The 17410-nt window shown below is 71.8% G+C and carries 15 protein-coding genes and 1 tRNA gene; 10 read left to right on the top strand and 6 right to left on the bottom strand.

Annotated features, from left to right (window positions below):
• Positions 1 to 332: 332 nt before the first annotated feature.
• The 4 genes from ACZ4M8_RS03965 to ACZ4M8_RS03950 all read left to right on the top strand — a co-directional run bounded on the left by ACZ4M8_RS03965 (position 333) and on the right by ACZ4M8_RS03950 (position 3050).
• Positions 333 to 899 (top strand): ATP-binding protein, encoded by a 567-nt coding sequence (locus ACZ4M8_RS03965; RefSeq protein ID WP_467603086.1) that lies wholly within the window; start codon positions 333 to 335, stop codon positions 897 to 899.
• A gap of 107 nt (positions 900 to 1006) precedes the next feature.
• Positions 1007 to 1213 (top strand): hypothetical protein, encoded by a 207-nt coding sequence (locus ACZ4M8_RS03960; RefSeq protein ID WP_467603084.1) that lies wholly within the window; start codon positions 1007 to 1009, stop codon positions 1211 to 1213.
• 168 nt (positions 1214 to 1381) lie between these two features.
• Positions 1382 to 2476 (top strand): radical SAM protein, encoded by a 1095-nt coding sequence (locus ACZ4M8_RS03955; protein WP_467603083.1) that lies wholly within the window; start codon positions 1382 to 1384, stop codon positions 2474 to 2476.
• 28 nt (positions 2477 to 2504) lie between these two features.
• Positions 2505 to 3050 (top strand): class IV adenylate cyclase, encoded by a 546-nt coding sequence (locus ACZ4M8_RS03950; protein WP_467603081.1) that lies wholly within the window; start codon positions 2505 to 2507, stop codon positions 3048 to 3050.
• 76 nt (positions 3051 to 3126) lie between these two features.
• Here ACZ4M8_RS03950 and ACZ4M8_RS03945 read toward each other — a convergent pair whose 3' ends face one another.
• The 5 genes from ACZ4M8_RS03945 to ACZ4M8_RS03925 form a co-directional block, all read right to left on the bottom strand.
• On the bottom strand, positions 3127 to 4821 hold the full coding sequence (locus ACZ4M8_RS03945) for a relaxase/mobilization nuclease domain-containing protein (protein ID WP_467603080.1): 1695 nt from the start codon (positions 4819 to 4821) through the stop codon (positions 3127 to 3129).
• A gap of 5 nt (positions 4822 to 4826) precedes the next feature.
• Positions 4827 to 5219 carry a plasmid mobilization protein gene (locus tag ACZ4M8_RS03940; RefSeq protein WP_467603078.1) on the bottom strand — a complete coding sequence of 131 codons (393 nt, stop codon included), beginning with the start codon at positions 5217 to 5219 and terminating at the stop codon, positions 4827 to 4829.
• 738 nt (positions 5220 to 5957) lie between these two features.
• Positions 5958 to 6656 (bottom strand): ATP-binding protein, encoded by a 699-nt coding sequence (locus tag ACZ4M8_RS03935; protein ID WP_467603077.1) that lies wholly within the window; start codon positions 6654 to 6656, stop codon positions 5958 to 5960.
• Positions 6653 to 6976 (bottom strand): hypothetical protein, encoded by a 324-nt coding sequence (locus ACZ4M8_RS03930; RefSeq protein WP_467603075.1) that lies wholly within the window; start codon positions 6974 to 6976, stop codon positions 6653 to 6655. Before ACZ4M8_RS03930 ends, ACZ4M8_RS03935 begins: the two co-directional genes overlap by 4 nt.
• Before the next feature lie 100 nt (positions 6977 to 7076).
• A complete protein-coding gene (locus tag ACZ4M8_RS03925; RefSeq protein ID WP_467603074.1) occupies positions 7077 to 7559 on the bottom strand; it encodes a hypothetical protein in 483 nt (160 codons plus the stop codon).
• A 582-nt stretch (positions 7560 to 8141) separates the two neighbouring features.
• Between ACZ4M8_RS03925 and ACZ4M8_RS03920 the strand changes: the two genes are divergently transcribed.
• Both ACZ4M8_RS03920 and ACZ4M8_RS03915 read left to right on the top strand, forming a co-directional pair.
• A complete protein-coding gene (locus ACZ4M8_RS03920) occupies positions 8142 to 8339 on the top strand; it encodes a helix-turn-helix transcriptional regulator (protein ID WP_467603072.1) in 198 nt (65 codons plus the stop codon).
• Entirely contained in the window at positions 8336 to 9301 is a 966-nt protein-coding gene (locus ACZ4M8_RS03915) for a hypothetical protein (protein ID WP_467603071.1), read from the top strand. The genes ACZ4M8_RS03920 and ACZ4M8_RS03915 overlap by 4 nt, the downstream gene beginning before the upstream one ends.
• A 721-nt stretch (positions 9302 to 10022) precedes the next feature.
• Here the strand turns inward: ACZ4M8_RS03915 and ACZ4M8_RS03910 are convergent.
• A tRNA-Arg gene (locus tag ACZ4M8_RS03910) sits at positions 10023 to 10098 on the bottom strand.
• 311 nt (positions 10099 to 10409) lie between these two features.
• On the opposite strand from ACZ4M8_RS03910, the gene ACZ4M8_RS03905 reads away from it, so the two are divergent.
• From ACZ4M8_RS03905 to ACZ4M8_RS03890, 4 genes are all read left to right on the top strand, one after another.
• On the top strand, positions 10410 to 12203 hold the full coding sequence (locus ACZ4M8_RS03905; RefSeq protein ID WP_467603473.1) for an ATP-binding protein: 1794 nt from the start codon (positions 10410 to 10412) through the stop codon (positions 12201 to 12203).
• Positions 12200 to 14443, top strand: a complete 2244-nt coding sequence (locus ACZ4M8_RS03900; RefSeq protein WP_467603070.1) for a GTPase — start codon at positions 12200 to 12202, stop codon at positions 14441 to 14443. The genes ACZ4M8_RS03905 and ACZ4M8_RS03900 overlap by 4 nt, the downstream gene beginning before the upstream one ends.
• Positions 14444 to 14823: 380 nt before the next feature.
• A complete protein-coding gene (locus ACZ4M8_RS03895; RefSeq protein ID WP_467603068.1) occupies positions 14824 to 15474 on the top strand; it encodes a single-stranded DNA-binding protein in 651 nt (216 codons plus the stop codon).
• Positions 15475 to 15868: 394 nt separating this feature from the next.
• A complete protein-coding gene (locus ACZ4M8_RS03890; protein WP_467603067.1) occupies positions 15869 to 17257 on the top strand; it encodes an LAETG motif-containing sortase-dependent surface protein in 1389 nt (462 codons plus the stop codon).
• Positions 17258 to 17410: the final 153 nt, after the last annotated feature.

Here is a 17410-nt window from a genome sequence, read left to right as displayed (position 1 = left end):
TGGAGCACCCTGGCGATCACGATCTGGGTGACGTCGTCCGGTGCGTGATCGCCGCGTTCCCATTTGAAGACCGTCGACCGAGTGGTTCCCAGGTTGTGGCCCAGGACCCTGCCCTGGAGGCGGATCATCTCGGCGAACTTCGTTTTCCCCAAGCCCGCTTCCGCTCGGGCGTGAGTGAGTGGGTGCCGCACCGTTTCCTGTGGACGACCGGTCATCAGAGGCTCCCGTCATGGCCTGGCTGCCGTTTCAACTTAGCGCTGCGCTCCCGCATTCGCGCCGCCACCTTCTGGCGTTGAAACCCCCTTGAAACCTTATGGGTTGGGGACTCTCGGGTGGATGGTCGTACCTCGCCCGGACCTCCCGGGCGAGGCGAGCGACGGATTGAGGTGCGGCCCCCTGTGCCCCGACGCCTTCTGAGAGCGACTGCATACGGCTTCTGCGTGGCGCCGACCGGCGAGTCGGTCGGAGAAGCGCGACGGAAGGTTGTGGAGTTCGTACGCGGCCGCCGACTCGGCTTCACGGAGGACGAGCTCGCGGACGTACGGCTGCTGACCAGCGAGGTCGTCGGCAACGCGGTGACTCATACCGCTGCGGCTTGTGCAGTGTGCGTGCGTGCCGTCGGCGGCAGGGTGCGGGTAGAGGTGACCGACGCCGATCCGGAACTCCCGTTCCCCACGACCACTGGTCCGGAGGCGGAAGGGGGGCGGGGGCTTCAGCTCGTGGAGGCAGTGGCCGCGGCCTGGGGCGTGGTCCCTATGCCCGAAGGCAAGGCGGTCTGGTTCGAATGCGCGCCTGCTGGTGGGCCGCCACGAGCACTCGCACCTGTACCGCGCAGGAAGCACAAGGCGCACGTACCGCTGGCCGTGTCACACGGCGTCGATCCCTCGCCCCTTCCTTGACCTTTCGGCACCCCAGACCCCTGAACGACGACGCACCCACCTGGAAGAACGCCGCGTCCAGCGTGGCGAATTCTCACGAGAAAGGGCCCTTTGTGAATCCACTGGCCGTGATCGCGCAACGCGGGTACGCCCGTGCCTCCGCCCACCACCGAAGCGACCCTGTCACCGCCGCCCTGGGCTGGCTGTGGGCCCTGGGGGCCGGCACGACGGTGATTCTGCTGGGGCAGATCATGCAGTCCGAGATGGGCCACCACGCCGTGGAGGCAGCTCCCGCGCCGTACGCGGCGCCCGGCCGGAGCGCCGACCACACCTGATCACCACCGAGCTTGTGCCCCGTCGGCCCTTCACGTAAGAGGTCGCGCTGACATGGCGGAGCCAGCTGCTGCTCCCAGCTCGTCTTGGCCCGCCTGTCCTGCTGCACGGATGACCTCCGACGGAGCACACCGTCCACCCACCTCCCAACGAAGGAGGAGCAACGCCAGATGTTTGAGCACCGCGCATTACGCGGCCTCGGCAGTTCCGTCCCTGTCCGCGTCGAAATGGACCGGACCCTACGCGTCAAAGTGATCGACGCATGCGGTATGACCTGCACGTTCTGCCATAACGAGGGGACGCCGGTCAGCGCTGACAACCACGCCGATCACGTCGGCGAGTTCGGTGCCGCCGGCCGCTCCGGACGCGTCTCGATCTACCTCGCCACGAACGGGGCGCGCTTCGCCTCGGCCCCCGTCTTCCCCGATCCGGCCTTCCGCACAGCTCTCATCCAGCTCAGGCACGCGCTGGGCTTCGAAGAGGTCCACCTCACCGGAGGGGAGCCGACGCTCCATCCCCGACTGCCGCAGCTCGTCGCCCTCGCACGGGATGCCGGCTACTCGGCCAGCATCACCTCGAACGGCGAGAACGGCCGACGAATCCTCCGCGACTGCGTCCTCGCCGGACTCGATCACGTCAACTTCTCGGTCTTCGGCACCACGCCGGAGGAGCTGGCCCAGGTCCAAAACGTTCGGTACCGGGCGCGATCTCTCGCCGCGCGCAAGATCGAGGCCCTGGAGGACTCGATCCGGATTTCGCTCGAACTCGGCCTCGGGACACGGGCGAACGTCGTCATTCCGAATGAACACCACGTTCAGCGCGTCCACCACCTGATGGAGAAGTACTCGCCGCAGCTGTCCGTCCGTGTCCTGTCCTCGCTCGCCGACGGAGACGACTCCCTCGACGCCATCGACCTGCTGCTGGAAGGACTCCACGCGCGCCCGACGGAGGTGCGGCTCATAGCTGGTACCTCCGGCTTCCGAGTCGCCTACCAGCTCCCCAACGGCCGCCCGCTCATCGTCAAGCACATCCGTCCGCTGCGGCTCCCCGACACCTGCGCTGGGTGCCGGTTCAACAACAGTGTCGACTGCCACGAGGGGTACTACGGCGTGCGCCTCTACCGCGACCGGCAAGGCACCTTCCCCGTAGGCATCTGCATTCAGCGCATGGACCTCTGCCTTCCTGTGGAAGAGTTCGTGGCCGGCGGCGTGTCCAGCGAGATCCGCAAGATCCGCGAGCAGGACTTCCACGAACTGACCGCGTAGCACTCATCAGTTGGAGGAGAACAGAACAATGGCGGACCACGAGTACGAAGCAAAGTTCTTGGAGATCGACGTGGATGGTCTGCGCGAGCATCTGCGCGGCGCCGGGGCGGAGCAGGTCTTCCCGAAGACGATGTTCACCCGGTTGATCTTCGAGAACGACGCCGTCCAGGGTGAGCAGTGGCTGCGGCTCCGCGACGAGGGCGGCAAGACCACGCTCACCCTCAAGCAGGTCACCGACGCGAGCCACATCAACGGCACCACCGAGATCGAAATCGAGGTCAGTGACCTCAACAAGACCGCCGAACTCCTTGGCGCCCTCGGGCTGCGCCAGGTGCGCTTCCAGCAGAACTACCGCGAGGAGTGGCGCCTCGACGGCGTCACCTACGACTTCGACACCTGGCCTGACCTGCCCACCTTTCTGGAGGTCGAGGGGACGTCGGAGGCCGCGGTACGCGACGCCGTAGCAGCGCTCGGGCTGGACTACACCGAGGCCCGGTTCGGCAGCGTCGACCTGATCTACAAGAGCGAAAGGGGCCGGGACATCCTGGCCCAGCCCACGCTCCTCTTCGCGTAGGCCGACCCTCTTCTGGGGGCGTGACCGCTGCGGCCAGTCACGCCCCCAGAGAGTGCCAGTCCCCTGGAGCTGTCCGTCAGCGGCGTTGTGGTCGCGGCGCTCCCCGGGGCACGACGGCAACAGGGGCAGCACTGCTGTACGGGGCCCGGGGGCCGGAAGCAGGCGGCGTGACGTAGCTGAGGTGGTGCAGCCGCCAAACCAGGACGCCGATGAGGGAGTCGGCGGTGCGGAGTTCGCGGTGTGCGGCGGCCTTGGCCAGGAGTGTGCTGGGGTTGTGACCTGCGCGTTCGGCCTGGTCGAGGGTTGCGGTCAGAGCATCCCAGCCGGGTTCGGCCTGGAGGCGGTCGGCGAGGTGCGGGAGCGTGCTGCGGACGGTGCCGGCGTGGCGTTTACGGATCTGGTCGGGGAGGCGCTGTCCGTGTGTGCGGAGGGCTGCGAGCGGTGCTGCGGCGGACGCTTCGTAGGCGGTGCGTAGGTGGAGTGCGGTGCGTCGGGCGGCTTCGGCTTGTTGGGCGTGGTGGCGGGTGGCGTGCCAGTGGGCGGCGGTGAGGGTGGCCAGGATCAGGATGTCGAGGAGGAGGAGGGCAGTTGCGGCGCCGTCCTGGCCGCGGCCGAGGGCCGGGCCGGAGTGGACGATCTGGCGGGCGGCGCGGCGCAGGGCGGATGCCTCGACCTTCTGGGCACGGATGTGTGAGCGGGTGGCGCGTTCGAAGTGGCGTGCGGCTTCTCGTAGTTCGTTGCGGGTGTGGCTGATGGAGGTCTGGGCGAGGGCGTCGAGGACTTCGCCGACGCCGATCAGCTGAGCGGCTGCGGCGCCTTCGTCGCCGAAGGCCATGACGGTTACGGCCTCGTCGGTGGCCTGGGTGGCGACGTGGCGGGCGCGGACCGGCGCGGAAGCACCACTGCGCTCCAGGGGCGAAGACGGCTCGGGCATGTCCGAGGTGGCTGTGAGGCGCTTGCGTACGCGAGGCAGGGAGAGGTCGGGGGCGAGTTTGGAGCCGGAGAACCAGATGGGTTCGCCTGCCGTGTTGCGGTCGCCGGGCAGGGCGACCGAGTAGCCGAGTACGTCGCCGGAGGGTGCGACGCGCTGTTTGATGCGGACGCCTTCGGTGGTGAGCCGGTCGAAGAACTCCCGCTCGTCGGCGGCCCCGGCGAGGGCCCGGTGGACGTGTTCGCGCAGCAGCTCGCGCGAGGTGGCTTCCTGGCCGAGGCGTTCGGCCTTGCGCTGCTCGGCGCTGGTGGGCCGCTTCGCGGCGGTGCCGTCGCCTTCCTTGAGGCGGCGGAGTCCGAACTCCTTCTCGATCTTGCGGCATTCGGCCTGGGCGCGGGTGGCGTCCTTGTGGTGGCGGGGGCGGGTGCGGTCGGCGCGGACGAGGGTGGCGACGAGGTGGATGTGGTCGGGGGCGTGGCGGACGGCGATCCAGCGGCAGGCGTGGTCGTCGCCGTCGGGGGTGATGCCGGTGGCGTGGAGGATGCGGCGGGCGACGGTGGCCCATTCGGCGTCGGTCAGGTGGCGGTCGCCGGGGGCGGTGCGGACGGGGCAGTGCCACACGTGCTTCTTGGGTGCCGTGTCGCCGAGGGCGTCGACCCAGAGGTCGAGGTCGGCGGCCAGTTCGTCGAAGGTGGCGTTCGGGTCGCGGCCGGGGTCGGGCAGGTGGGGGTCGTAGGCGGCGACGAGGTGCGGGTCGACGTGGGCTTCGATGTCGCTGGTTCGGTAGAGGTAGTGGAGCAGGCCGATGGTGCGGCTGCCGCGGGAGACGTCGGGGACCAAGAGGCTCAGCTCACCACCTTCCGGGCTGCGGTGCGGATCTCGACGGCGGCCTCTGCCACGGCGTCCGAGGCCCGTGCGATGTGGGAGGCGTCGCCGCCGGAGTTGAGGATCCTGGCGATCTGGTTGAGGTTCGTTCCGGTGCGCACGAGCTGGATGCGGGCGGCTTCGAGCCGGTCGAGGGCCTCGTCCCGGTCGGCTCCCGGACGGCCGTGGAGGGCGGCGTCGGTGGCCTGGGCGATGAAGCGGGCTTTGGAGACGCCCTTGGCGTCGGCGGCCTGTTGGATCTCGGTGGCTTCGGCTGCGCTGGCGCGGAAGGTCAGGCGCACGCCGCGCTGCTGCGGCTGACGGGAGCGGCGTCGCCCCTGCTTCGCCTTCCGCTCGTGGCCGCCCTCGGCCACGAGCTGCTGGTCCCGCGCCCCCTGGCGTGGGGCCTCCGCCGCCACCCCTGGGGCGGGGGCAAGCGCACGGGACCGGCCCTTGGACGGTCCAGTGCTACAGCTTGCTCCGCCTGGGGCAGGGGTGGCGGTTTCCGCGCTGGGGTCTGTGTGGGGTTCGTGGTGCTGACGGTGCATGGGCTCTTTCTGGTGAGGTGAGGGTGGGAGAGGGCTCGGGTGTGTGCGAGGTGATGGTGCTCGGGTGGACTTCTCGGGACCGTGGCCGGACGTGGTCGTTGCAGGGGAAGGGCGGTGCATCTGGGGACCGGTCCCCGTGACTCACTGCGTTCGGGGACCGCGCTCCTGTGGCTCGGCGTCGCTTCCCGCGAGCGAGGGGACCGGCAGCGTTGATACGGGCCCCACCACCGGTGCGCCCTTTCAATTCCGTTCCAGGAACTGGTGATTGGTGCCTCTAAGCGGCGGTGACCTGCACCTTTGCGGGGACCGGTCCCCACATCCGTGATGTCCGATGGGGACCGGTCCCCGAATCGTCGGGGACCGGTCCCCGTGTCCGGCCGGGACGGTCCCCGGTTCTTGGCGGGACGGTCCCCGACGGTGTGTCAGGGGGACCGCCTCCGGTGGGGGCCGTGAGCGGGACGGTCCCCGCCTGCCTCCACGCTCGGTCCCCTGGACGGTGTCGCACTGTCCCGTGAGGTGAGATCTCCCGGTCCCCTACGCGATGGGGACCGGTCCCAAGGCCGGTCAGGCTTGGGCGCGGCGCCTGCGGTCGGGGCCGGTAAGGATGACGCGTTCCGTCATTTCGGCGAGGCGGGAGGCGATGCGGTCGCCGAGGGTGGTGCGGAGGGCGTCGGTGGGGAGGTTGGTGGTGATGAGGGTGGGGCGCAGGTGCTCGTACCGATGGTTGATGAGCCGGTAGGTGAGCTCCTCGGTCCACTCGCTGGTCCGGGCCGCGCCGAGGTCGTCCAGGAGCAACAACGGGCAGCGCGCGAGGCTCTGCAGGTCGCGTTCGGCGTCGTGGCCGGAGCGGGGGCGCAGGCGGGCGTAGAGGTCGGCGGCGGTGACGGCCTCCCAGCGCAGCCGCACTCCGGCGGCGAGCAGGGTGCGGACGGCGCCGTACGCCTGGTGGGTCTTGCCGGTGCCGGTGGGGCCGGCGATCAGCAGGGACGGGCCTTCGGCGATGCCCGGCGCGTTGCCGGGGCCGGGGCGCCCGGCGGCGGCGATTGCGTCGGCCCAGGCGGTGACCTGCGGGTGGTCACTCAGGGCCGTGCGGTATCGGGCGGGGATGCGGGCATCGGCCAGTTCCAGGGCGGTGACCGGTTCGCTCGGTGGCTCCTGTGTGCCGACTGCCGCGGGGTCGATGCCGCGTGCGGCGAGGATGGCGTCGAGCCGTCGGGGGATCGGGCCGCGGCGGTTCGGGGCATCGGTGAGGGTGGCGGTCACAGGTCACCGCCGTAGGCTGCGGCGACGTCGGCAGGATTGGTCCACGACCGGTGGACGGTGCCGGGGGCGGACGTGGCGGCGTTCATTGCCTCGTGGACGAGGCTGGGCAGGGTCCGGGGGTGCAGCCCCTTGGCCTGGTGCCGGTCGAGACCGGCACGCACGTGGTCCGGCTCGATGCCCTCATCGAGGAGCTTTTTGACTTCGCTGCCGAGCTGGCCGAGCACGCTCGCGGGCGGTCGGTGGCTGCAGGCGGCGGTGTACTCCCCGATGAGGTCCTTGGCCGAGACCGCGTGAGGCGCGGGGGCGCTCGCGCCCTCCAACGGAGTAGATCCTAGATCCCTGTTCCTAGATCCTAGATCCGGATCGTGCGCCCTCACGGAGGGCTCCGTGAGGTCTCCCTGCGTCCGCGATGAGGCTGCATTAAATCGCCTCTGACCTGCAGATTTGTTGCTCGCCTCGTCCTCCGTGAGCCGGTGTGGAGGACTCGGTGACGGGTGCGTGCGTCATCGGTGAGGGCTCACGCGGAACGCCGTGATCGTGGTGCGGGCAGCCGGGGTGCCGGCTCCCGCTGGGGCGGTTGACCTTCTGGTGCTGGCCGAAGGTGACGATGTGCAGGTACTGCTTGCCGTTGGCGCCCTGGTAACGGCAGATCAGCTCGGCGGCGTGGAGCTGGGCGAGGTCGTCCTCGACGCCCATCGGGCCGTGCCCGGGGCGCAGGGACCAGAGCAGGCCGGCGATGACGGCGGGCTGGTCGCGGAACCGGCCGTGGTCGTCGGCCTGGGTGAGCAGCCCGAAGAACGTCCGCTCGGCGGAGAGAGAAACCTCCGCGAGGGACTCCGAGTGGAATGCCTCGGGCTTGATGGTGCGGATACGGGCGATGTCGAACGACCACCTTCGCTGCAAATCGGGGGCAGGTTCCCCGGTCGGGCCGGGGCACGGACAGGAAGCCACACCAGGGGCGCAAAAGTCCAGAGTTAATTCACGAACTCCCCAGAAGTTTTTTGGTCGGTCGAAAACGGTAGACCTGAGCCTCCGGCTGACCGAACAGTCCCTTCGGAATATCCGATGCTCGGAGGGGTTCGGAGTAGAAGGGAAAGCGTACCCGGAATCGGAGAAAGCACGCTGGGACACATCCGTCCCGTCGATTCCCTCGAAGCCGACCCGGCGGGCGGGAAGGCCGCGGCCGGACTCTCGTACGCATCTGTGCCTGCCCCCCCCTGCTGACCAGGTCGGGTCGTCGACCGTCACTGCGCTCAGGACTCTCTTGCACCTCTTTCCTGGAATCGGAGCCAGGCGGAGCGGGGCAACATAGCCGACGATCGTCGGTTGGGCAAAAAGCCAATTCTTCGCATCATTGAATGCATACCCGGCGCCGCTTCCTGCCGTTCGCGGTTAGCCCGTTCCATCCATGCGAGGAAACACTTGCCCCGATCTCCGATATTCTCTTCCCGAAACTCCCTCCGCGTCGAGGAGGTGGAGCGCCCGATGAAGGGCACCACCCGCTCGCGCGACAAACTGACCGTGGACGAAATCTGTGCCGAACTTCAGATCTCCCGGTCGACCTTCTACGACTGGCGCCAGAAAGGCCGGGCGCCCCGCTGTGTGAAACTCCCGAACGGCAGCCTTCGTATCCGCCGCAGTGACCTGGAGAACTGGCTCACCGACTGCGAGGGCGGCGCGTGACCAACCGGTACTACAACGTCCGGTTCCGCAAGACCGAGGTCTACAAGGGGAAGCGCGGCACCACGTACACCGTGCGCTGGTCGGTCAACGGCCAGCGGCACGGCGAGGCGTTCAAGACGAGCGCGGCGGCCGAGTCCTTCCGCGCCACGCTCCTCGTCGCCGCCAACAACGGCGAGCCGTTCGACCAGAACACGGGCCGGCCCGTCTCCCACGGAGCATCCGTAGCCGGGATCACCTGGTACGACTTCGCCCTGCAGTACGTCGACATGAAGTGGTCCCGGATCTCGGCGAACAACCGGGTCAGTACCGCGAAGGCGCTGACCAAGGCCACGCTCGCGCTCCTGCGGACCGAGCCCGTGCAGTACGAGGGCGTGGACGTCCGCAAGGCGCTGCGGGAGTACGCCTTCAACAAGAAGCGGCGGGACGAGGCCCCGCCCGAGTACCGGGCGATCCTGGCGTGGGTCCGGCGCAATTCGTTGCCGATGAGCGCCTGGGAGGACACCAAGCACGTCGATGCCGTCCTGCAGGCGCTCGACACCGTGCTCGACGGCACGTCGGCCGCCGCCAGCTCGGCGAAGCGGTACCGCCGCATCCTGAATGTCGCCCTGGAGTACGCCGTCCGCCAGAAGGCCCTCCAGGTCAACCCCCTACCCACGGGCAAGAGTGGGAACTCCGCGCCGAAGACCTCAGGCGCCGTCGACAAGCGCTCCCTGCTCAACCCGCACCAAGTCGCGGCTCTGCTCACCTGGACCGCGGCCCGCCCCCGAACCGGTCACCGGCTCGCGGCGTTCTACGCCACCCTCTACTACGCCGGTCTGCGCCCGAGGAAGCGGTCGCCCTGCGGATCGAGGACGCCGTCCTGCCTGCGACCGGCTGGGGTGAGCTGCGCGTCCACACCGCCGAGCCCGAGGTCGGCGGCCACTGGACCGACGACGGCGAGACCCATGAGACCCGCACCCTGAAGGGCCGCGCGTCGGGCGACACAAGGATCGTCCCCGTCCACCCCGCCCTCGCGACGACCCTCCGCGCCCTCATCGCCCACGACCAGCTCAAGCCCGGCAGCCTCCTCTTCTCCGGGGGAGAAGGGCGGTCTCCTGGCCGGCTCCGTCTACCGGCGGGCCTGGGCCAAGGCCCGCGAGGCGGTACTGCCCGAGCACGAGTTCCGCTCGCCGGTCGGCAAGCGCGTCTACGACCTCCGGCACACCTGCCTGACCACCTGGCTCAACAACGGCATCCCGCCCGCCCAGGTCGCCGAATGGGCCGGCAACAGCGTCCCCGTCCTGCTCTCCACGTACGCCCGCTGCGTCACCGGCCAGATCACCGAACTCCAGCGGCGCATCGAAGGCCCGCAGAAGCTCCCCGGTGCCCTGCCCCACCTGGGCACGGCGAAGGGACGAGGTCGCTGAGTACAGCGCCGTCCCGGCGGTGGGCGGAGAAGGGGCCTTCGGCGGTCCCCCTCGCCGAATCGGTGCCGAGTCACGCGTCTTCGCGCTGGGAGCCAGGACCACAGCGGGCGGCCCGATTTTCGGGCCGTTTTCGGGCCGAACGGCCGCCGGAAGCCGCCTCCGACCGGCCTCAGCCGGACATTCCAAGGCGACGCCGGACCGGTCCCGGAAGAGGCTCACGACGCCGGGAAACCGCCCCGACCAGCAAAAAGACCCTCCCGAAGGAGGGTCTGAGGCATGGCGCCCCCGGCAGGACTCGAACCTGCGGCCAAGTGCTTAGAAGGCACCTGCTCTATCCGCTGAGCTACGGGGGCCGGTGGTGGACGTGGATCACGGACCGCGGACAAGGATAGAGGTCCGGGTGCCTCGTCCCGGTTGCTTCACCTCCGTGGCACGTTGTGGAGATTCCGTGAAGCGGTCCCGATAATCGCAGGCAGGTACGAATCCTGCATCGGTTTTGGCCGCTCGGGCGGCGGCTGTTGTGCAGTCGTTATGCCTGCGGGGTGCTTGCCTCGATCGTCTCATGTGCTGCTTGTGCCGTTCTGTGGTGGTTTTTATGGCGCGCACACAGGTGTATACGCTTCAAAAACCCAATTAAATTGGGCATTCTGCACATGTGGCGACCTTGGACGTACGACCCCGACTCATCGACGCCTTGTCCGTACTGCGCGACCGCGTCGACGCCGCACGTTTCCCGCTGCCGCTGAGCGGCGCGGCCCGCGCCCGGCGCAGCAGGGACGAACTGCTCGCCCAACTCGACGACTACGTCATGCCGCGGCTGCGCGCACCCCACGCCCCGCTCCTCGCCGTCATCGGCGGCTCCACCGGCGCCGGGAAATCGACGCTCGTCAACTCCCTCGTCGGCCGCCGCGTCTCCGAAGCCGGGGTGCTGCGCCCCACCACCCGCACCCCCGTCCTCGTCTGCCACCCCGACGACCTCCACTGGTTCGCCGGCCGCCGCGTCCTGCCCCACCTGGCCCGCCTCTGGGTCCCCGAACAGGACGGCCCGGGACCCGGCACCCGCGAACCCCGCCGGAACACGGCCCGGCCCCGCCCCGCCACCACACCCCCGTACCCCGCCCACGGGACGGACGGACCGTACGACGGGGACCACGGCGCCGCACCCGGACGGCACGGGGCGCCGCGCCCGCCGAGCGACCGCCACCCCGCGTACCCGGACGACATGCCGCACACCGCCCGCGACGAGCCGCCCGTCCCCACCCTCCGTATCGAGACCGATCCCGCCCTCCCCGCCGGACTCGCCCTCCTCGACGCCCCGGACATCGACTCGCTCGTCGCCCGCAACCGCGAACTCGCCGCCGAACTCATCTGCGCCGCCGACATCTGGATCCTCGTCACCACCGCCGCCCGCTACGCCGACGCCGTCCCCTGGCACCTGCTGCGCACCGCCAAGGAGTACGACGTCACCCTCGTCACCGTCCTCGACCGGGTACCGCACCAGATCGCCGCGGACATCTCCGACCGCTACGCCGCCCTCCTCCGGCGCGCCGGGCTCGGCCACGTCCCCCGCTTCACCATCCCCGAACTCCCCGAATCGGCGGGCGGCGGCACCGGACTGCTGCCCGCCAGCGCCGTCGCCGCCCTCCGCGACTGGCTCGCCCGCCACGCCCAGGACCCGCCCGCCCGCACCGCCGCCGCCCACCGCACCACCGCCGGCGTCATCGCCTCCCTCCGCAGCCGCCTGCCCGCACTCGCCGGCGCCGCCGCCGCCCAGCACGCCGCCGCACTGCGCCTCGCCGCCCGCGTCGAGGAGGCGTACGCACAGGCCGCCACCCGCGTACGGCGCGAGATCGCCGCCGGGGAGGTCCTCGCCGGGGACGCCCGCGCCCACTGGCGCGACCACGCCCGCGGCGGCCGCCCCGACGACCTCCTCACGGCCCTCACCTGCGGCCTCACCGCCCTCCTGGCCTGCGCCGTCGAACGGGCCGACGAGCACACCGCCGACGCCTGGCGCCACGACCCGGCCGCCGCCGGCATCGCCCCGGACGGCGCCGCCACCGGCGCACCCGACCGCCTCGGCGTCGCCGTCCGCCGCTGGCGCCGCTGCCTGGAGGAACTCGCCGAGGAGGAGATCCGCGAGGCCCGCGGCGGCCGGGCCGCGCACCGCCCCGGTTCCGTCACCCCCGACGAACCCACCGCCCTGCTGGCCACCGCCCTCCTCGGCGGCGACCGCGCCCGCACCGCCGCCGAACGCCTCGCCACCCTCCTCGGCGCCCGCAGCACCCTCCGCCTCCACGACCGCGGCACCCGCCTCCTGACCGCCCACCTCGACCGCGCCCTCACCGCCGAACGCCAACGCCGCCTCGCCCCCCTCGAACAACTCGCCGTCCCCCCCGACCAGCAGGCCGAACTCATCGCCGCACTGTCCGTACTGCAGAGGGAGAAGGTGACCGGATGACCGGGCCGGCCGACGACCGCGGACACCACACGGGGGACGGGACGGACGCGGCGGCGGGCGGACCCGGGGGCGTCTCCCGGGACGGCGGCCCGGCCGCCCCCGGCATCCCCGCCCCGGTACCGCCGCCCGCCGCCGGGAACTGCGCCGCGTGCGGCCCCACCGGCGGGTGCCGCGCCTGCCCGGCCCCCGGCGAACGCGCCGGCACGGCCCCGGCCCCAGCACCCGCCCTGGCCCCACCGGAGCCGGACGGGGCCCCGGACACCGGCCCGCCCCCGGCGCCCGCCCGCCCCGGTACCGGACGCGACACCGACGTACCGCAGGACCACCGGGACCGGGCGGCCGGCGCCGCGGTCCGCACCGACGGCCGCCTCGTCCCCCGCGCCACCGCCTGGGACGACGGCCTCATCGCCCGCCGCGCCCCCGCCGGCCCCCCGCGCGCCGGCGGCCCTGCCCGCCGGCGCCGACGGCTGCCCACCCCCTGGAGCCCCCGCACCCCGGAGGAAACGGGCCCGCCCCCCGGCAGCGGCCGCATCGGCCCCCAGGGGAACGGCACACCCCCCGCCACCCCACTGGAAACAACCGGGCCCGCACCCCGCGACGTCCCCCCGGACCCCGCCGACGAACGAGCGCTCCCCGGCGCCTACGGCTTCGAGGGCCACCCCGACCGCGACGGCCACGGCCCCGGCGACACCCTGCCCACCCGCCTGGACGCCCTGCGGCAACTGACCGTCCTCTCCCGCACCCGTCTGGACGGCGCCACCCTCGACGAGGCCGGACAGGTCCTCGACGCCGCCGACGCCCGCCGCCGGCTGTCCGCCCGCCACACCGTCGTCGCCCTCGCCGGCGCCACCGGCAGCGGCAAATCCTCCCTCTTCAACGCCCTGGCCGGCGCACCCCGCTCCCCGGCCGGCGCCCAACGGCCCACCACCGGCGAACCCGTCGCCTGCGTCTGGACCGGCGGCCGGCCCGGCGCCGACGGCCTCCTCCACCGGCTCGGCATCCCCCCGCACCGCCGCCACACCCCCGCCCCGGACGCCACCGGATTCGACGGCCTCGTCCTCCTCGACCTGCCCGACCACGACTCCGCCCGGACCGGCCACCGCGCACAGGTCGACCGGCTCCTCCAACTCGTCGACGCCGTCATCTGGGTCGTCGACCCGGAGAAGTACGCCGACGCGGTCCTGCACGAGCGCTACCTGCGGCCCCTCGCCGGATACGCCGAGGTCACCTTCGTCGTCCTCAACCAGATCGACCGGCTGCCCGGCGACGCCGCCGACCAGGTCGTCGACGATCTGCGGCGACTGCTCGACGACGACGGCATGGCACTGGGCGAACACGGCGAACCGGGCGCCACCGTTCTCGCCCTCTCCGCCGCCACCGGCACCGGCGTCGACGACCTCCGCGACACCCTCGGCCGGTTCGTCGCGGGCCACACCGCAGCCGACCGCCGCCTGACCGCCGACCTCGACACCGCCGCCGCCCGCCTGCGCCCCGCCTGCACCACCCAGGGCCGCGTCACCCTGACCGCACAGGCCCGCCGCGCCTTCGACGACCGGCTCGCCGAAGCCGTCGGCGCCGCCGCGACCGGCCGTACCGCCGAACACGACTGGCTACGCCACGCCGAACGGGCCTGCGCCACCCCCTGGACCCGCCTCCGCGACCGCCACACCCGCACCATCACCCCCACCCCGGCACCCCCGCTCGACCGCGCCACGGCCCGCCCTGTCGTCGAACAGGCCGTACGGAATCTGGCCGGTGAGGCGACCCGCGCCCTGCCCGCGCCGTGGGCCCAGGCCGTACGCGACGCCGCCGGGCGCGGCGCCAGGGAACTGCCCGCGGCGCTCGACACGGTCGCCGCCGAGGCGGAGGAGGCACTGCTGCCGGGGCCCGAGCGGCCGAGATGGTGGACGGTGACGGCCGCGCTCCAGGCGCTGCTCTGCGTCCTCCAGGTCGTCGGCACGGTATGGCTGCTGAGCACGGTGACGGGCCCCGCGCACGCCACGGGATGGCCCGCCGCTCTGGCCGTGACGCTCCTCAGCGCCGCGGGCGCACCTGCCCTGACCTGGGCGTGCGCGCTCGCGGCGCGGGCCCCGGCACGCCGTCACGGTCAGGAGACGGAGCGGCGCCTGCGGGACGCGGCGGCCGACTGCGGCCGGGCCCACGTCCTCGAACCGGTCGCCGCGGAACTGCTGCGCTACCAGGAGGTCCGGGAACAGTACGCGGTCGCGTCGGGGGCGTGAGAGCGCGGAGTTCCGGGGGCGGGAGGGGCGCGGTGTTCCGGGGGGGGCGAGGGGGCGCGGTGTTCCGGGGGCTTCGTGCGGTTGAGCCTCCTTGTTCCTCTCCGCGTTCTTCTCCGGCCGCTCGTTCTCTTCGTTCCTCCGCCTCTCGGGTTCCCTGCCTTCTCGGCTCTCCTGCATTTCTGCGCCGTGAACTTCCCGTTCGAGTGGCGCAGTTGTCCCCATGGCGGTCCGTCGTCCACAGGGCCGAGCGGCGTCCGGCCGATGCCCGCAGCATGAGAACGGTCACGCAGGCAGCGGCGGTCCGGGCGACCCGGAAGCGGCCGCGCCACGGAGAAACGCAGCGAAGGGCGCCGGTGACGGTGGCCCGGCAAGGGGGCGCGATGAACGACACGATGATCACGCTGGTGGGGAACGCCGCCACGGCGGTGGAACACCGGCAGACACCGACGGGCGTACCGGTGGCGCGGTTCCGGCTGGCGGCGACACCCCGCCGGTGGGACCGGGCCCGCGAACGGTGGACGGACGGGGACACCAGCTTCTTCACCGTCAAGGCATGGCGCGCACTCGCCGACCACGTCGCGGCATCCGTGACGGTGGGCGAACCCCTCCTGGTCCAGGGCAGGTTGCGCGTACGGGAGGGCGAACAGTCCGCGGACCGCGGCGGACAACGATGGATCGCCGCGGAGGTCGAAGCGGTCGCGATCGGCCACGACCTCGCCCGGGGGACGACCGCGTTCCGCCGGACAGCGCCCCGGTCCCGTACCGCATCAGAGTCGGGCGAACGTGCGGGAGCGGGAAGCGGGCCGGCCCCGGACTGGTCGACAGCAGGAGCGGTGTGGGGGAGCGCGGCACCGTCCGCGCCGGACGGCGGAGGTGGCGGCGGGGCTGCGGCTGAGGTCGCCGCGAGGGTTGATGGCGCGGCGGCGGGAGCGGCTGCGGGAGAGCAGAAGGGGAGGAATACGGAGAGCGCCAGGGGAGGGGGTGCGGTGGAAGAGGGTGCGGTGAAGGGGGAAGTGGCGGTGGAGGTTTAGGCGAGTGGAGGGAGGGCGGGCCGGGGTGGGCTTGGGTCGTGCACCTTGCCCTTTGGGTCTGGGTCTGGGCTGACCTGGGCCCGCCCTGGGCTCGGCCTGGCCTTCGGGCGTCGGCTTGGGCTGGGCGGGGTGAGGCGGGGGAGTGGGGGAGGGAGGGGGTGGGGGGGGGAGCCCCCCCAGGGATTTATCGATAAACCCAGCCCCCACATGCGACCCTCGATAACGATTGCGATTCGGATCGCTTGCAGGGGTGTGATCCCGGGGACCGTGTTGCGGCTTCTCCCTAGGATCCGACGAGTACTCACGGGGGCTGATCTGTTCAGCTGTTGAGTTGTCTGGGATCTTTCCGGCGAGGCTTCTCCCCACTCGACCGCCTCGCCCAGAGGGGAAATTCATGCTTTCGAGGAAGAGGCGGGGCGCAGCCCGCCTTGCCGCCGCGGTCCTGGCCTCGGGCCTGGTCGCGGCGGGTGCGATAGCCACGGCGGGACCTGCCGCGGCGGACGAGACGGTCGCGGGGCACGGCGGTGCCACGGCCACGCTCGGTGGATTGAAGATCTACGACCAGGCGATCGTGCACGGTGAGGGTGGGGACCAGCCCCTCGGCGCGGGCCTGTTCGAGATGTCCGTGGACAACGGTGGCACGCTGCAGACGTACTGCATCGACGTGCACAACCCGACGCAGCAGCAGGCGAAGTACCAGGAAGTGCCGTGGAGTGCTTCGTCGCTGCACGACAACGCGGACGCGGGCAAGATCCGCTGGATCCTGCAGAACTCCTACCCGCAGGTCAACGACCTGGCGGCGCTGGCGCAGAAGGCCGGTGCGCGGGGGCTGAGCGAGAAGACCGCGGCGGCCGGTACGCAGGTCGCGATCTGGCGGTTCTCCGACCACGTCAAGGTGGACGCGGTGAACCCGGCGGCGGAGAAGCTCGCCGACTACCTGGAGCGCAGTGCGCGCAACCTCGCGGAGCCGAAGGCGTCGCTGACGCTGGACCCGCCCGCGGTCTCCGGTAAGTCCGGCAGCCGGCTGGGCCCGGTGACGGTGCGCACCAACGCGGACAGCGTCGCGGTCTCCCCGGCGGCGGACCTGCCGGCGGGGGTGAAGGTCGTCGGCAAGGACGGCAAGCCCGTCACGAGCGCCGCCGACGGTGCGCAGCTCTTCTTCGACGTGCCGAAGGGCGCGGAGGACGGCAGCACCTCGCTGACCGCGCAGGCCGCCACGAAGGTGCCGGTCGGCCGGGCTTTCACCGGTATCGGTGAGCACGCCAAGAGCCAGACGCAGATCCTGGCCGGCTCCAGTGAGTCGACGGTGTCGGCGACGGCGACGGCGTCGTGGAAGAAGCAGGGCGCGGTGCCCGCGGTGACCGCGCAGAAGAACTGCGCCAAGGGCGGGGTGGACGTCACCACCACCAACCGTGGCGACGAGGCGTTCCCCTTCTCGGTGTCCGGTAAGGACTACGAGGTCGCGCCCGGTGGTTCGAAGACCGTGACGGTGCCGGTGGGCGAGGACCAGCCGTACAAGATCACGGTGAAGGGTGCGGGCGGCTTCGAGAAGACGTTCTCGGGGGTGCTGGACTGCAAGACCGCCGGTTCCGGTGGCGGCAAGCCCACCCCGCAGCCCAGTCCCGCGTCGGTGGGTGGCGTCAGTGGTGGCGACACCACCGGCGGTGACCTCGCCGAGACGGGCTCCAGCAGCGCCACCCCGGTGATCGCGGGTGTCGCGGTCGTGCTGGTGCTGATCGGCGGCGGCGCGGTGTTCTTCCTCCGTAAGAAGAAGACCGCGTAACACCTCCTCCTTGTGAGCGACGGCGGGCGGCTCCCCTGGGCGGGGCGCCGCCCGCCGCCGTATGCCGGGGTGCGCCGTGCCGCCGTGCGCCGGGGCGTGCCGCGCCGCGCGGTCCCGGGCCCGGTGGTCTCCGCGGGCCCGGCGGCGCGGCCC

This window comes from Streptomyces sp. NPDC027185, from assembly GCF_055567035.1.
This window is presented reverse-complemented; position numbering and strand designations above follow the sequence as displayed.

Excerpts from the sequence above, each read along its gene's own strand:
- ACZ4M8_RS03955 (WP_467603083.1), top strand. The coding sequence starts at position 1,382 with ATGTTTGAGCACCGCGCATTACGCGGCCTCGGCAGTTCCGTCCCTGTC.
- ACZ4M8_RS03950 (WP_467603081.1), top strand. The coding sequence starts at position 2,505 with ATGGCGGACCACGAGTACGAAGCAAAGTTCTTGGAGATCGACGTGGAT.
- ACZ4M8_RS03920 (WP_467603072.1), top strand. The coding sequence starts at position 8,142 with ATGAAGGGCACCACCCGCTCGCGCGACAAACTGACCGTGGACGAAATC.
- ACZ4M8_RS03900 (WP_467603070.1), top strand. The coding sequence starts at position 12,200 with ATGACCGGGCCGGCCGACGACCGCGGACACCACACGGGGGACGGGACG.
- ACZ4M8_RS03895 (WP_467603068.1), top strand. The coding sequence starts at position 14,824 with ATGAACGACACGATGATCACGCTGGTGGGGAACGCCGCCACGGCGGTG.
- ACZ4M8_RS03890 (WP_467603067.1), top strand. The coding sequence starts at position 15,869 with ATGCTTTCGAGGAAGAGGCGGGGCGCAGCCCGCCTTGCCGCCGCGGTC.